Here is a 14,585-nt window from a genome sequence, read left to right as displayed (position 1 = left end):
CGCCCTCCTCACCATGTTCGGATCCGTCATATAGCGGGTGGATCCGGAAAGGAAAAACTCCGTGCTTATCGCTCAGCGCCCGACCCTCACGGAAGAGACCGTCGACGAGTTCCGTTCGCGGTTCGTCATCGAGCCCCTCGAGCCCGGCTTCGGCTACACGCTCGGCAACTCGCTGCGTCGTACGCTCCTCAGCTCGATCCCGGGTGCCTCGGTCACCAGCATCAAGGTCGACTCCGTCCTCCACGAGTTCTCGACCATCGAGGGCGTCACCGAGGACATGACCGAGATCATCCTCAACCTCAAGGGCATCGTCGTCTCCTCCGAGCACGACGAGCCGGTCGTGATGTACCTCCGCAAGTCCGGTGCCGGTGACGTCACCGCCGCCGACATCACCCCGCCCGCCGGTGTCGAGGTGCACAACCCCGAGCTCAAGATCGCCACGCTGTCCGACAAGGGCAAGCTGGAGATGGAGCTCGTCGTCGAGCGTGGCCGCGGCTACGTCTCCGCCGTGCAGAACAAGGGTGCCGACAACGAGATCGGCCGCATGCCGGTCGACTCGATCTACAGCCCCGTGCTGAAGGTCACCTACAAGGTCGAGGCCACCCGAGTCGAGCAGCGCACCGACTTCGACAAGCTCGTCATCGACGTCGAGACCAAGCCGTCGATCCGTCCCCGCGACGCGATCGCCTCGGCCGGCAAGACGCTCGTCGAGCTCTTCGGCCTGGCCCGCGAGCTCAACGTCGAGGCCGAGGGCATCGACATCGGCCCGTCGCCCGTCGACGAGCAGCTCGCCGCCGACCTGGCCCTGCCGGTCGAGGACCTGCAGCTCACGGTCCGCAGCTACAACTGCCTCAAGCGCGAGGGCATCCACACCGTGGGCGAGCTCATCTCGCGCTCGGAGCAGGACCTGCTCGACATCCGCAACTTCGGCGCCAAGTCCATCGACGAGGTGAAGGCCAAGCTCGTCGAGATGGGTCTCTCGCTCAAGGACAGCGCGCCCGGCTTCGACCCGCACGCCGCCCTCGCCGCCTACGGCGACGACGACGACGATGCGTTCATCGAGGACGAGCAGCTCTGACCTCCTCCGACCTCCGGGTCGGACTCCACCGAAACCGGCCGACACGCGTCGGCCGTCTACCCGGGTACCTGACACGGCCCGAGAGAAAGAAGGCACTCCATGCCCAAGCCCAAGAAGGGCCCCCGCCTCGGCGGTAGCCCGGCCCACCAGCGCCTGATGCTGTCGAACCTGGCCACGGCCCTGTTCGAGCACGGTCGGATCACCACCACCGAGACCCGTGCGCGCCTGCTGCGCCCGGTCGCGGAGAAGCTGATCACCAAGGCCAAGCGTGGCGACCTGCACAACCGTCGTGAGGTCCTCAAGACCATCCGCGACAAGTCGGTCGTCCACACGCTGTTCACCGAGATCGCGCCGACCTTCGCCGAGCGTCCCGGTGGCTACACCCGCATCACCAAGATCGGCCCCCGCAAGGGCGACAACGCCCCCATGGCGATCATCGAGCTGGTGACCGAGGCCTACAGCCCCAAGGCGCCCTCGACCAAGAAGAACGAGACCGCTGCCGCTCCGGCGCCCGCCGCCGAGGAGTCGGAGGTCGAGGAGACCACCGACGCCACCGCCGCCGAGGAGCACGAGGCCGCGGCCGAGGCCCACGAGGCTGCTGCTGAGGAGCACGAGGCCGCTGCCGCCGAGCACGAGGCCGCTGCCGAGGCTGCCGAGGACGAGTCCAAGGCCTGATCTCCACGCACCATCGCGAGGCCCGTCACCCCACCGGGGTGGCGGGCCTTCGTGCGTCTGGCCGGAGTCAGAGGGCGCGCAGGACCTCGGCGGCGTCGAGGCTGCGCGGCTCGGCGCCGGCGTACGCCAGGGAGCGGGTCGCAGCGACCACGGCCTCGTTGACCGGGGTGGGGACGTCGTGGAGGCGCCCGAGCAGGACGATCTCACCGGCGAGGTAGTCGATCTCGGAGTCGCCGGTGCCGCGGCTCAGGCTCTGCCACGTCGAGCCCCCGCGGCGCTCGAGGGCGGTGCGGCGCTGGAGGATCGAGCCGCGACGCTCGCGGTCCTCGTCGGCCGTGACGAAGGACAGGCCGGCGGCAGCGAGCACCCGCTCGCCCTCGGCCTCGGCCCGCTCGGCCAGGTCGTCAGCGGCACCGCCCTGGGCGAAGGAGGCGTCGATCCCGTTGCCGAGGTTCATCAGGAGCTTGCGGCGCTTCCACGCCATGATGTCGAGGCGCTCCTCGGAGGCGATGCCGGCCGCACGCAGGTCGGCGGCCACGGCGGCCGTGGTCGCGTCGGTGCCCGCAGGAATGCGGCCGATGTCGAGGATGGCCGGGGTGGGGTGGCACCCCGCGACCACGACTCCCGGCTCGAGGTGGGTGGCGGGGAGCATCACGCACACGGCGTACGTCCGTGCGAAGAGGCGCAGCGCGGCCGTCTCGGTGGCGATGCCGTTGGTGGCGCAGACGAGCACCACGTCGTCGGGCGCGTGGCGGCGCAGGTCGGCGAGCGCCTCGTGCGCCTGGTGTGACTTCACCGCCAGGACGACCACCGTGTCGGAGCTCCAGTCCACGTCCGCAGCGGTGTCGGTGGCGGGGGCGTCGATGCGGCGGCGGCCGTCGCCGGCGTCGAGCACGAGCCCGTCGGAGCGGATCGCAGCCAGGTGCGCGCCGCGGGCGACGAGGGTGACCGGGAGGCCGGCGAGGTGGAGGTGGCCGCCGATGACCCCACCGACCGCGCCGGCGCCGTAGACGACGTACTTCATGACCCGACCCTACGAGGACGTGGGGTGCTTGCCGGGTGCCAGCCCGCCTGCTCAGCGGCGGACGCGGAACCTCAGGTGCAGCACCCGGTCGCCCTGGATGACGACGTGCGGGTCCTCGAGCAGGTGCGGGGCGTCGAGGGAGCCGAAGAACGGCCTGCCGGTGCCCAGCACGACAGGCGCGACGTCCATCGCCACCTCGTCGACCAGCCCCAGGGCGAGTGCTTGGCCGCCCACGTCCCCGGCCGCGACCGCGACCGTGGCGTCGCCGGCGAGCTCCCGCGCGGTGCTGAGCGCGGCGGACACGTCGTCGACGAAGTGGTACGCCGCTTCGGGATGCCACCCGTCGGGCCGCGGGCGGTGGGACACCACGACCACGTGGTGGCCGGTCGGCGGCCGGCCCTCCCACCCGTTGGTGATGTCGAAGAGCCGTCGGCCGATCACCATGCACCCCGTGGCGTCCCACTGGGACCTCACGTGGTCGTACGACGTCCGCGACACCCGGAGGCCGCCCGGAGCCGGATCGGCCATGTCCTGTGCCGCCAGGGGGTGGTCGCCGTTGAAGTACCAGTCGAACAGCGGACCCGGGTCGTCGTGCAGGTCGGCGACGTAGCCGTCCACCGAGACGACGGCGTGGAGCACGACGGTGCTCATGCCGTGCTCCTCGCCGACGGTTGCCAGCCGGGATCGCGCCCGACGAAGCCCATCAGCTGCTCGACGGCGGGTGCGTCGTCGGGCACGGGTACGGCGGGTCCGTACTGCCCCGAGTCGCGGAGCATCGCCTCGACGGGCCGCATGCCCTGGAGCATCTGCGCGGCGAAGCCCTCGTCGAGGTCGGGCTGCAGACCGCCGGCACGGGCGAGGTCCCAGGAGTGCATGAAGACGTCGGCGGTGTAGAACCGGTCCACCGCCTCGGCCAGGGGGCTCGTCCCGGCGAGGGGATGGGTGAACGTCTCGTCTCCGCGCTCGTCGAGCAGGGCCTGCACGCCCGAGGCGTGATGGTGCCAGGCGGCGACCGGGTCGTCGGCGACCGGCGGTCCGGCGGGGAGGTCGATGCCGCCGGAGGCGAGGAACCCGCCGAACCAGGTGACGAGGTGGTCGACGACGTCCATGGCGGTCCAGCCGTCGACCGGCGTGGGCGCGGACCAGTCGGTAGTGCCCTCGGCGATGCGGGAGAAGCCGGCTGCGACCGACGCGTGCCGAGCCGCAGGGGAGTCCGGCAGGGACATCAGAGCGTGCCGTCGGCGAGCATCCGGTCGACCGCGGCGTAGCCGTCGTTGACGCCGACCTCCATCCCGCTGCGCAGCCACGCGTCGCGGTCCTCGAACGAGTCGCACAGGCTGACCGCGTGGAGGCGGGTGCCGCCGTCGCCGAGGTCCTCGAAGGTCATCGTCTCGAGCGCCACGCCGTCGGGCATGCCCTCCCACGTGAAGGTCTGGACGATCCGGTCCTCGCGCACGGTGTGGAAGCAGCCGCGGAACGAGGTCGCGAAGTCCTCGCGTCCGTCGCTGCCCCGGGCGGTGTAGGTCCAGCTGCCGCCGTCGCGCGCGTCCCAGTGGGTGATGTCGGCGCCGACGTCCACCGGGCCGATCCACCGGGCGAACAGCTCGGGGTCGGTGTGCGCGCGGAAGAGCTGGGCGGGGGTGGCGGCGAAGTCGCGCCAGATGTGGATGGCCGGCACGTGCTCGTCGGCGACGATGGCGGCCTCGGGGTAGCGGGTCTGCGGGTCCTGCACGGTGCTCATGATGCGGTTCCTTCCTGCTGGGTGGGGTGGGGCTGCTCGTCGTCCTGCATCTGCGCGAGCACCCCGTCGAGCGCTGCGAAGCGCTCCTCGGCCCGGCGGCGGTAGCGCTCGATCCACTTCGTCATGAGGTCGAGCACCTCGGCTTCCAGGTGGACCGGTCGGCGCTGGGCCTCCCGGGTGCGGGTCACCAGCCCGGCGTCCTCGAGCACCTTCAGGTGCTTGGAGACGGCCTGGAGGCTGACGTCGTACGGCGCGGCCAGGTCGCCGACGGTGTGGTCGGCCTCGGTGAGGCGGGCCACCATGTCGCGGCGGGTCGGGTCGGCCAGGGCGGCGAAGACGCGGGAGAGCTGGTCGGCCACGGTTCGTCCTTGTCGTCAACTGATTGGTTGACAACAACGTAGAACGGCGTCGACGTCTTGTCAACCAAATGGTTGAAGAAGGGTCAGCGAGGCACGCGGACCGTGCGCGACGTGGCGCGACCGCACTCGGCGACTCCGGGGCTGTAGGACGGCGAGACCGACACGTAGTAGCTCGCCCGCCGGGGCACCTTGAACCGGGCCCGGCCGGAGAAGGAGACGTTGGCGCCGGCGACCTTGAAGTCGCGGTTCGGACGCACCCGCCACACGACGATGCGCGCGCGGGCGACGCACGCCTTCTCCGCGGACGTGACCCGGACCTGGAGGCGCTGCCTGCCGTCCAGCCAGGTCAGCGACGCCTTGCGGGACACCGTCGGACAGCCCGTCGGGTTGCCGGCGGGCACGGTGGGGCAGCCGTCGCCGGTGTCGGGCACGCCGTCGCCGTCGGTGTCCGTCGCGGTCGCGGCCGTGGAGGCGTACGCCGTCGCGGACGTCGGCAGGGCTCCCGCCATCGAGAGCGGGAGGACGAGCAGCAGGGCGGCGAGGCGACGCGGGGTGCGGAACATCATCAGGCGACCAGCGTAGGTGCCGTTCCCGCTGCTGGCCATGCGCGGCTGGGACCGGCCCCGGGGCTGCACCTAGGATCGGGGCGTGCGCCTGCGGATCGACTGTGCCTACGACGGCACCGACTTCTCCGGGTGGGCGGCCCAGCCGGGGCGGCGTACGGTCCAGGGCGAGCTGGAGGCGGCGTTCGCCACCGCTCTCCGGCTGGAGCGGGTGCGGGTCACGGTCGCCGGTCGCACCGACGCCGGCGTGCACGCCCGCGGCCAGGTGGTGCACCTCGACGTCGACCGTGAGGTCGTCGAGGCGTCCGCCGGTCGCGCGAGCGACGCGCCGCTGGACGCGCTGGCCCGCCGTGTCGACGGCATCCTCCCCGATGACGTGCGCGTGCGCCGGGTCCGTGAGGCAGCCGACGGCTTCGACGCGAGGTTCTCCGCGACCTGGCGCCGCTACGCCTACCGGATCGCGGACGCGCAGGAGCTGGGAGACCCGCTCGTCCGCCACCACGTCCTGACGTGGGGGCGCCGCCTCGACCTCGACGAGATGAACGCCGCCTCTGCGCCGCTGGTCGGTCTCCAGGACTTCGCGTCCTTCTGCAAGCAGCGGGAGGGTGCAACCACGGTGAGGACGCTGCTCGACCTCACGTGGCGCCGCGACGAGGCCGGCCTCGCGGTCGGCACCGTGCGGGCCGACGCGTTCTGCCACAACATGGTCCGCGCGCTCGTCGGCAGCCTCATCGCCGTCGGCGAGGGCCGCCGGCCGGCCTCGTGGCCGGCCGAGGTGCTGGCCGGCCGGCGCCGCGACCAGGGGGTTCGGGTCGTCCACGCGCACGGCCTCACGCTGGAGGAGGTCGGCTACCCCGACGACGACGAGCTGGCCGCCCAGGCCGAGCGCGCCCGAGCCCGACGAGAGGCGATCGATGCCTGAGCACTACTTCTCCGCCGACCCTGCGGTGCCCTTCGAGCGGGAGTCCTTCACCGCCGACCTGTGGGGCCACGAGCTGACGATCGACACGGGCTCGGGCGTCTTCAGCCGCGGCCACCTCGACCACGCGACCGCCGTGCTCTTCAGGGAGCTCGAGCCGCCGGTTCAGGGCCAGTTCCTCGACCTCGGGTGCGGCTACGGCGTCATCGGGCTGGCGATCGCCAGCGCGGTGCCGCTGGCCTCGGTCATCGGCGTCGACGTCAACGAGCGGGCGCTGCTGCTGGCCAACGACAACGCCCGCGCGGCCGGCGTGGCCTCGCGCTTCGTGGCGTGCCTGCCCGACCAGGTGCCCAGCGACCAGGTCTTCGACGAGATCTGGTCCAACCCGCCGATCCGCATCGGCAAGGAGGCGCTGCGCGAGCTGCTGCTCACCTGGCTGCCCCGGCTCGCGCCGAACGGCCGGATGGTCATGGTGATCGGCAAGAACCTCGGCGGCGACTCGATGCAGCGCTGGCTCACCGAGCAGGGCTGGCCGACCGAGCGGCTGGCCAGCCACAAGGGTTTCCGCGTGCTCGAGACCCGGCGGGGCCGGGCCTAGGCGGGACGCGTCGCCACGAGCACGCCGATCTTGTCGATGCGGTGCTCGGGGTTGTCGAACTCGTCGGACCAGTAGTTGCCCACCGCGTGGTCCTCGAGCGTCGCGCAGGTGGACAGCGTGATCATCGCCCGCGTCGCAGTCTCGCCCGGTCGCCCCGGGACCTCGGCCCGCTGGGCACGCAGCGACGCGGGCTCGCGGAACGACGTCCACCGGGTGCGGCGCACCTCGTAGACGAAGACGGTGTCGCCGCTGCGGACGCTGATCCGGTCGCCGCGGCGCAGCGAGGGTGAGTAGCGCAGGGGAGCGGTGCCGCTCAGGCGGTGGCCGGTGACGATGAAGTTGCCGACCTCGCCGGGACCGACCCCACCGCGCGGGCCGCGGGGGGACGCCATCTCGCCGGCGTTCTGCAGCGCGGTGCCGGGCGCGTCGTCCGGCGACCCGGGATAGCGCACGACCGGGAAGTCGCTCATGCCCAGCTCGGGGATGGAGACGAACGACCTGCGTGGCTCGGGGGTCTGCGCCTCGGGAGAGGGCGAGGCGGAGGGAGTCGGGGTGGGGGTGGGGGTGGAGGTGGCGCTCGGGGTCGGGGTGGGCGTCGGGGTCGTCGCGGACGGCGTACGCCTCTCGGCGGGCGCGGATGACCGCGGCTCCGGTGCGGCGCACCCCGCTGTCGCCACGACGACCGTCGCGGCGAGGAGGAGCGCGGACCTGGCTTCCACGACGTCGACGGTACGCCGGCGGTGGGAGCGGCGGCCCACCGTGGACCGGGCAGGATGGGGCCATGGCATACGTGGCAGCGGAGGACAGGTACGACCGCACGGGCATGCACTACCGCCGCACCGGCCGCAGCGGACTGAGGCTGCCGGCCCTCTCGCTCGGGCTGTGGCAGAACTTCGGCACCGACCGCCCGGAGGAGGTGCAGCGCGCGATCCTGCGCCGCGCCTTCGACCGCGGTGTGACGCACTTCGACCTCGCCAACAACTACGGCCCGCCCTACGGCCGGGCCGAGGAGAACGTCGGGCGCTACCTCGCCGACGACTTCAAGTCGCACCGCGACGAGCTGGTCATCTCCACCAAGGCCGGCTGGGACATGTGGCCCGGTCCCTACGGCCAGGGCGGCGGAGCGCGCAAGCACGTGCTGGCGTCCCTCGACCAGTCGCTGGGCCGGCTCGGGCTCGACTACGTCGACATCTTCTACAGCCACCGCTTCGACCCCGACACCCCGGTCGAGGAGACGGTGGCGGCGCTCGACACCGCGGTGCGCTCGGGGCGCGCGCTCTACGCCGGCATCTCGTCCTACTCGCCGGAGAAGACCCGCGAGGCGGCCACGATCGCCCGTGAGCTCGGCACACCGCTGCTCATCCACCAGCCGTCCTACTCGATGCTCAACCGCTGGGTCGAGGACGGTCTGCTCGACGAGCTCGAGGAGCAAAGGATGGGCTGCATCGCCTTCACCGCGCTGGCGCAGGGCCTGCTCACCGACCGCTACCTCGACGGGGTGCCCCCGGACTCCCGTGCCGCACGCGAGGACTCCACCGTGACCGGTCTCGACGACGACGTCCTCGCCCGGGTGCGTGCCCTCAACGGCATCGCCGAGCGCCGCGGGCAGAAGCTCGCCCAGCTCGCGCTCCAGTGGGTGCTGCGCGACGACCGGGTCACCAGCGCCGTGATCGGCGCCTCGAGCGTCGAGCAGCTCGACGCAAACCTCGACGCGCTGTCGGGCCCGCCGCTCACCGACGACGAGCTCGCCGAGATCGACCGCCACGCCGTCGAGTCCGGCATCAACCTCTGGGCGAAGCAGACCGAGGAGTGAGCGACCGGAGCGAGGCCACGCGCGTCGTCGTGGTCGGGGCCGACGCGGCCGGGATGTCGGCCGCCCACCAGGCGCTGCGCACCGCCGCGAAGCTCGGCAACGACCTTGCGATCACCGTGCTCGACAAGGGCTCCCACACCTCCTACAGCGCCTGCGGCATCCCCTACTGGATGGCCGGCGACGTCGACTCGGGCGACGAGCTCGTTGCGCGCACCGCCGACGCGCACCGCGAGTCGGGCATCGACCTGCGCCTGGGTGCCGAGGTGGTCGCGGCGGACCTGGCGGGCCGCACCGTGACGCTGGCCGGCGGCGAGGAGGTGGCCTGGGACGAGCTCGTCGTCGCCACCGGCGCACCGGCCGTCGTGCCCGACTGGGCGCTGCGCCCCGACGGGACGACGTACGACGGAGTGGGCACGGTGAAGACGCTCGACGACGGCGCGGCCTGGCTCGAGCGCTTCGCCGAGGCCGGCGACGGCGCCCACGTGGTGGTCGTGGGTGCCGGCTACGTCGGGGTCGAGGTGGCCGAGGCCGCCATGCGCCACGGCTTCGGCGTCACCGTCCTGACCCGTGGGCGGGGCATGTCGATGCTCGAGGACGAGATGGCCGAGCGCGTCGACGTCGCGCTGTGCGAGGCGGGCGCGGAGGTCGTGCTGGGCGCCGAGGTGACCGGCCTCGACACCGAGGACGGCCGGGTGACGGGCGTGCGCTGGGACGGCGGGAGCCGTGAGGCCGACCTCGTCGTGCTGGCGATCGGCGTACGTCCCGCGACGGACTTCCTCGCAGGCTCCGGGCTGGAGATGGCGGACAACGGAGCGCTGCGACCGGACCCGCACGGGCGGGTGGCCGAGCACGTCTGGGCCGCCGGCGACTGCTGCGAGGTGCGGCGGCGCATCGACGGCGCGTGGGTGTTCCGCCCGCTCGGGACGTACGCCACCAAGCACGGCCGTGCGCTCGGCGACACCCTTGCCGGCGGGTCGCTGTCCTTCGACGGGATGGTCGACACCTCGATCACCCGCTTCGCCTTCGACGAGGTGCACATCGAGGTCGCCCGCACCGGGCTGTCGCGCGCCGACGCGGACGTGGCCGGGTACGACCCGGTCGTGCTGGTCACGGAGGGCAGCACCGCCAGTGGCTACATGCCCGAGGCGGACCCGATCGCCATCTGGGTGATGGCGGACCGGACGAGCCGTCGGCTGCTCGGGGTGCAGGTCGTCGGTGGCCGCGGCGCGGGCAAGCGGATCGACGCCGCGGCTGCGGTGCTGTGGCACGGGGGATCGGTCGACGACCTCGCGTGGATGGACCTCGCCTACGCGCCGCCCTTCGCGACGGCGTGGGAGGTCCTCCAGGTGGCGGCGCGCCGGGTGGCCGAGCGGCTCTGACAACTCGGTGGCAGTGCGGCCGAGCCCCTGAGGGATCCCCGGCTGGCCGGTGATCGCGCAGGTTGTCGGCCCTTGCAAGGCCTGACAACCTGCGGGAGTCCCTGACAAGTCGGTGGCAGTGCGGCCGACCGGTGCGGAGAATGCCCGCCATGGACCTCGAGATCGTCACGCTGGCCGAGCGCCCGGAGCTCATGGACGTCTTCTGGGACATGGAGACGTCGTGGCCGGAGTTCATGAAGCACGACCCGGTCGGCAACGGCTACTACGCCTCGCTGGAGGAGTTCGCCGACTTCGTCCTGGTCTGCCTCGACGCGACGGGTCGGATGGTCGCCAAGGCGCACTCCGTGCCCTTCGTGCTGCCGGAGGGCGAGCTGCCCGACGCCGGCTGGGACTTCGCGATCCGCAGCGGGCTGCTCACCCGGCTCTGGGGTGAGGAGCCGAACGCCTGCTCCGCGGTGGAGATCGCCATCGTGCCGGAGCTCCAGGGCGCCGGCCTCTCGGGTCGCATCGTCGCCGCACTGCGGGACAACGCCGCCCGGCTCGGCTTCGGCGAGCTGCTCGCGCCGGTGCGCCCCAACGGCAAGGCCGACGTCGGTGAGCCGATGGCGACGTACGCCCTGCGCACCCGCGCCGACGGCCTCCCGGTCGACCCGTGGCTGCGGGTCCACGTGCGGGCCGGCGGGCGCATCGACCGGGTGTGCGCCCGCTCGATGGTCATCCCCGGCACCGTGGAGGAGTGGCGCGAGTGGACCGGGCTGCCCTTCGACACCACGGGCCCCGTCGTGGTGCCCGGGGCCCTGGCGCCGGTGATGTGCGACGCCGAGCACGGCACGGCCGTCTACGTCGAGCCCAACGTGTGGGTCCGGCACCCCACCGGCGCAGCGGGGCGATAACCACGAGACGCGGCGACCAGGGACAGGGGAGAATTCCTTCTCGTGGGTCACGTGGATGTCGCTGGAGTGCGTTACGAGCTGCCGGACGGGCGGGTGCTGCTCGATGACGTCAGCTTCCGTGTCGGCGACGGCCAGAAGGTCGCCCTCGTCGGCGCCAACGGGGCGGGCAAGACCACCCTGCTGCGCATCGTCACCGGGGACCTCACCCCCCACGCGGGCGTCGTGACGCGCTCGGGCGGGCTGGGCGTGATGCGCCAGTTCGTCGGCCACGGAGGTGGTGACGAGACCGTCCACGACCTGCTGCTGTCGGTGGCCCCGCCGCGGGTGCGCACCGCGGCTGCGGCGGTCGACGCCGCCGAGCTCGCGTTGATGGACACCGACGACGAGCGCACCCAGATGGCCTACGCCACCGCGCTGTCGGAGTACGCCGACGCAGGCGGCTACGACGTCGAGGTGACCTGGGACGTGTGCACCACCGCCTCCATGGGTCTGCCCTTCGACCGCGCCCGCCACCGCCTGCTCAGCACGCTGTCGGGCGGTGAGCAGAAGCGGCTCGTGCTGGAGTACCTCCTGCGCGGGCCCGACCAGGTGCTCCTGCTCGACGAGCCGGACAACTACCTCGACGTCCCCGGCAAGATCTGGCTCGAGGGCCGGATCCGGGAGTCGGCCAAGACGATCCTCTTCATCAGCCACGACCGCGAGCTGCTCGACAACACCGCGACCCGCATCGTGACCGTCGAGCTCGGCAGCGCCGGCAACCTCGTGTGGACCCACCCGGGCGGCTTCGCGAGCTACCACGAGGCGCGCAAGGACCGCTTCGAGCGCTTCGAGGAGATGCGTCGTCGCTGGGACGAGGAGCACGCGAAGATCAAGGCGCTCGTGCTCCGGCTGAAGATCAAGTCGGAGTACAACGACGGCATGTCCAGCCAGTACCGCGCCGCCCAGACGCGGCTGAAGAAGTTCGAGGACGCCGGTCCGCCGGTCGAGCAGCCGCGCGAGCAGCAGGTGACGATGCGCCTCAAGGGTGGCCGCACCGGCAAGCGCGCCGTCGTGTGCACCGATCTCGAGCTGTCCGGGCTGATGCGGCCGTTCGACCTCGAGGTCTGGTACGGCGAGCGGGTGGCCGTGCTCGGCTCCAACGGCTCCGGCAAGTCGCACTTCCTGCGGCTCCTGGCCGCCGGCGGCAGCGACCCCGACGTCGAGCACCAGCCCGTCGGCGTACCTCCCGTGCCGGTGCCGCACACCGGAAACGCCAAGCTCGGCGCGCGGGTGCGACCGGGGTGGTTCGTGCAGACCCACGAGCACCCCGAGCTGGTCGGGCGCACCCTGCTGGAGATCCTGCACCGCGGCGACGAGCACCGCGACGGGATGGGCCGCGAGGCGGCGAGCCGGGTGCTCGACCGCTACGAGCTCGCGCACGCCGGCGAGCAGCGGTTCGAGTCGCTCAGCGGCGGCCAGCAGGCGCGCTTCCAGATCCTGCTGCTCGAGCTGTCCGGCGCGACCCTGCTCCTGCTCGACGAGCCGACCGACAACCTCGACGTGCAGTCCGCCGAGGCGCTGGAGGCCGGGCTCGAGGCCTTCGAGGGCACCGTGCTCGCGGTCACCCACGATCGCTGGTTCGCCCGCGGCTTCGACCGGTTCCTGGTCTACGGCGCCGACGGCGAGGTCTACGAGTCCGACGGCCCCGTGTGGGACGAGGGACGGGTGGCGCGGTCGCGATGAGCACACGACCCGCGGGCCTCGAGGTGCGGGAGCTCGACGTCCACGACGACGCCGCGTTCGCGGCCTGGCACCACGTCTACGCGGCGGCCGAGCGGCACGAGCTCGGCGACGTCGCGAGCGTGTGGCAGCTCGAGGAGATCCGGGCGCTGATGCAGCACCCCGGCACGGCGGCCTGGTCCGGCGGCTGGTCGGGGATCCTCGACGACGAGGTCGTCGCGGTGGGCTGGATGCGGACGCCCCTGCTCGACAACACCGAGCTGGCCGAGCTGGCGGTGCACGTGCTCCCGTCCGCGCGCCGCCGCGGGCTGGGGACCAGGGTCCTCGACGTCCTGGAGGCGGCCGCCGTCGCCCGCGGACGGAGGGTCCTGACCGGTCTGGTCGGCTGGGAGCCCTCGCTCGGCTCGGACGGGGCAGGGGCCTCCGGTCCGGAGTTCGCCGGCGCCCACGGCTACGACCTGGCCCTGTCGGAGGTCCAGCGCGAGCTGCGGCTGCCGGTCGAGGAGACCCTGCTGGCCGGGCTCGCGGACGACGCGGCGCGCGCCCACGCGGCGTACACCCTGCGCTCGTGGGTCGGGCCGGTCCCCGACGACCTGGTCGTCGGCTGGGCGGAGCTGACCTCGAGCCTGGCCACCGAGGCGCCGACCGGGGAGCTCGACCTCGAGCCGGAGACCGTCAGCGTCGAGGTGGTGCGCGAGCGCGAGGCGACGCTCGCGAGGCAGGGCCGGACGAAGTACAACACCGTCGCGCTGGACGTCGACGGCACCGTCGTCGCCTACACCGACCTCGCGACCACGGTCCACGAGCCGGGGCGCGCCTATCAGTGGGGCACGCTCGTACGCCGTCGCGACCGCGGCCACCGCCTCGGTGTGGCCGTCAAGGTCGCCAACCTGCAGCTGCTCCAGCGCGAACGGCCCGACATCGTGCGGCTGACGACGTACAACGCTGAGGTCAACACGCACATGATCGGCGTCAACGAGGCCCTGGGCTTCCGTCCGGTCGCCTTCCTGGGGGACTTCCAGAAGCGGCTTGGCTGACGGGGCGGATCGATCCGGCTACCGTGCGTCCGGTGCCCGACCACGACGAGATCGTCCGCCTCTACGGCCCATGGCTGCGTCGTACGCCGGAGGACGCAGCCGCGCTCCTCGACGGCTACGAAGGCCCGTGGTGGATCGCCGGGGGCTGGGCCATCGAGGCGTTCACCGGCATCGCGCGGGAGCACGGCGACGTCGACCCCAGCATCCCTCGCTCCGACGTCGGCGCCCTCCGCCGCCACCTCGTCGGACGCCTCGACGTGTGGGAGGCCGACGAGGGCAGGCTGCGTCCGCTGGTCGAGGGGGCTGCCCCGCTGACGGACACGTGCGAGAACCTCTGGCTGCGCCGCAGCGGTGCCGACCCGTGGGAGTACGACGTCATCCTGATGAGCACCACGCGGACGACCTGGACCTTCAAGCGGGACTCCCGGATCAGCCTGCCGCTGGCGGAGATCCTGTGGGTCCGTGACGGCATCACCTACCTCCGGCCCGAGGTGCAGCTCCTGCACAAGGCGAGGGCGTTGCGGCCGCAGGACCAAGCCGACTTCGACGCGTGCGCAGCGCTGCTCGAGCCCTCGGCGCGCACGTGGCTGCGGGACTGCCTGCGCGCCGTCCACCCGGACCATCCCTGGCTCCACGAGCTCTGACCTCGTTGTGCGGTCAGGTGGATTCAAGCGGTGGATGCAACACCGGTTGGTTTTGGTGGGTTCGACAGTAGGTCGTCGAGGGCTTGTGCGGGAGTTTGCCAGCTCAGGGTCTTGCGGGGGCGGCGGTTCAGCTTGGCCGCGAC

At 72.4% G+C, this 14,585-nt stretch carries 17 protein-coding genes; 10 read left to right on the top strand and 7 right to left on the bottom strand.

Features of this window, described 5'->3' with window-relative positions:
- Positions 1-61 precede the first annotated feature (61 nt).
- Both IRX98_RS00085 and rplQ read left to right on the top strand, forming a co-directional pair.
- Complete coding sequence (locus IRX98_RS00085; protein ID WP_056599781.1) at positions 62-1,078, top strand: DNA-directed RNA polymerase subunit alpha; 1,017 nt, start codon at positions 62-64, stop codon at positions 1,076-1,078.
- 99 nt (positions 1,079-1,177) lie between these two features.
- On the top strand, positions 1,178-1,753 hold the full coding sequence (gene rplQ / locus IRX98_RS00080) for a 50S ribosomal protein L17 (RefSeq protein ID WP_224273033.1): 576 nt from the start codon (positions 1,178-1,180) through the stop codon (positions 1,751-1,753).
- Positions 1,754-1,820: 67 nt separating this feature from the next.
- On the opposite strand, the gene IRX98_RS00075 is transcribed toward rplQ, so the two are convergent.
- From IRX98_RS00075 to IRX98_RS00050, 6 genes are all read right to left on the bottom strand, one after another.
- On the bottom strand, positions 1,821-2,777 hold the full coding sequence (locus tag IRX98_RS00075) for a ketopantoate reductase family protein (RefSeq protein ID WP_224273031.1): 957 nt from the start codon (positions 2,775-2,777) through the stop codon (positions 1,821-1,823).
- Between the two features lie 51 nt (positions 2,778-2,828).
- Positions 2,829-3,428, bottom strand: a complete 600-nt coding sequence (locus IRX98_RS00070; RefSeq protein ID WP_224273030.1) for a dihydrofolate reductase family protein — start codon at positions 3,426-3,428, stop codon at positions 2,829-2,831.
- Positions 3,425-4,003: a maleylpyruvate isomerase family mycothiol-dependent enzyme gene (locus tag IRX98_RS00065; RefSeq protein WP_224273029.1), complete on the bottom strand. Its 579-nt coding sequence runs from the start codon at positions 4,001-4,003 to the stop codon at positions 3,425-3,427. The genes IRX98_RS00070 and IRX98_RS00065 overlap by 4 nt, the downstream gene beginning before the upstream one ends.
- Positions 4,003-4,518, bottom strand: a complete 516-nt coding sequence (locus tag IRX98_RS00060; RefSeq protein ID WP_224273028.1) for an SRPBCC domain-containing protein — start codon at positions 4,516-4,518, stop codon at positions 4,003-4,005. The genes IRX98_RS00065 and IRX98_RS00060 overlap by 1 nt, the downstream gene beginning before the upstream one ends.
- Positions 4,515-4,877 (bottom strand): ArsR/SmtB family transcription factor, encoded by a 363-nt coding sequence (locus IRX98_RS00055; protein ID WP_224273027.1) that lies wholly within the window; start codon positions 4,875-4,877, stop codon positions 4,515-4,517. Before IRX98_RS00055 ends, IRX98_RS00060 begins: the two co-directional genes overlap by 4 nt.
- Positions 4,878-4,960: 83 nt before the next feature.
- Complete coding sequence (locus IRX98_RS00050) at positions 4,961-5,482, bottom strand: hypothetical protein (RefSeq protein ID WP_224273026.1); 522 nt, start codon at positions 5,480-5,482, stop codon at positions 4,961-4,963.
- A 43-nt stretch (positions 5,483-5,525) separates the two neighbouring features.
- Here IRX98_RS00050 and truA point away from each other — a divergent pair, with 43 nt between their 5' ends.
- Together truA and IRX98_RS00040 are read left to right on the top strand one after the other, a co-directional pair.
- Positions 5,526-6,362, top strand: coding sequence for a tRNA pseudouridine(38-40) synthase TruA (gene truA, locus IRX98_RS00045; RefSeq protein ID WP_224273025.1), 837 nt, complete (start codon positions 5,526-5,528; stop codon positions 6,360-6,362).
- The gene (locus tag IRX98_RS00040) at positions 6,355-6,957 is read left to right on the top strand and encodes a class I SAM-dependent methyltransferase (RefSeq protein WP_224273024.1); all 603 of its coding nucleotides are present in this window, start codon (positions 6,355-6,357) and stop codon (positions 6,955-6,957) included. Before truA ends, IRX98_RS00040 begins: the two co-directional genes overlap by 8 nt.
- Here IRX98_RS00040 and IRX98_RS22925 read toward each other — a convergent pair.
- Positions 6,954-7,676, bottom strand: a complete 723-nt coding sequence (locus tag IRX98_RS22925; RefSeq protein WP_224273022.1) for a class E sortase — start codon at positions 7,674-7,676, stop codon at positions 6,954-6,956. The genes IRX98_RS00040 and IRX98_RS22925 overlap by 4 nt on opposite strands.
- Before the next feature lie 62 nt (positions 7,677-7,738).
- Between IRX98_RS22925 and mgrA the strand changes: the two genes are divergently transcribed.
- The 6 genes from mgrA (at position 7,739) to IRX98_RS00005 (ending at position 14,442) form a co-directional block, all read left to right on the top strand.
- Complete coding sequence (mgrA, locus tag IRX98_RS00030) at positions 7,739-8,770, top strand: L-glyceraldehyde 3-phosphate reductase (RefSeq protein WP_224273021.1); 1,032 nt, start codon at positions 7,739-7,741, stop codon at positions 8,768-8,770.
- On the top strand, positions 8,767-10,149 hold the full coding sequence (locus IRX98_RS00025; RefSeq protein ID WP_224273020.1) for an FAD-dependent oxidoreductase: 1,383 nt from the start codon (positions 8,767-8,769) through the stop codon (positions 10,147-10,149). The genes mgrA and IRX98_RS00025 overlap by 4 nt, the downstream gene beginning before the upstream one ends.
- Before the next feature lie 149 nt (positions 10,150-10,298).
- A complete protein-coding gene (locus tag IRX98_RS00020) occupies positions 10,299-11,042 on the top strand; it encodes an N-acetyltransferase (protein ID WP_224273019.1) in 744 nt (247 codons plus the stop codon).
- Positions 11,043-11,084: 42 nt separating this feature from the next.
- Positions 11,085-12,764, top strand: a complete 1,680-nt coding sequence (locus tag IRX98_RS00015) for an ABC-F family ATP-binding cassette domain-containing protein (RefSeq protein ID WP_224273018.1) — start codon at positions 11,085-11,087, stop codon at positions 12,762-12,764.
- Positions 12,761-13,798, top strand: coding sequence for a GNAT family N-acetyltransferase (locus IRX98_RS00010; protein WP_224273017.1), 1,038 nt, complete (start codon positions 12,761-12,763; stop codon positions 13,796-13,798). Before IRX98_RS00015 ends, IRX98_RS00010 begins: the two co-directional genes overlap by 4 nt.
- A gap of 32 nt (positions 13,799-13,830) precedes the next feature.
- Entirely contained in the window at positions 13,831-14,442 is a 612-nt protein-coding gene (locus IRX98_RS00005) for a nucleotidyltransferase domain-containing protein (protein ID WP_224273016.1), read from the top strand.
- Positions 14,443-14,585 lie beyond the last annotated feature (143 nt).

It is taken from the genome of Nocardioides lacusdianchii, from assembly GCF_020102855.1.
GTDB lineage: Bacteria > Actinomycetota > Actinomycetes > Propionibacteriales > Nocardioidaceae > Nocardioides > Nocardioides lacusdianchii.
The sequence above is the reverse complement of the archived record's forward strand: the minus strand, read 5'-3'. Positions and strand labels throughout refer to the sequence as shown.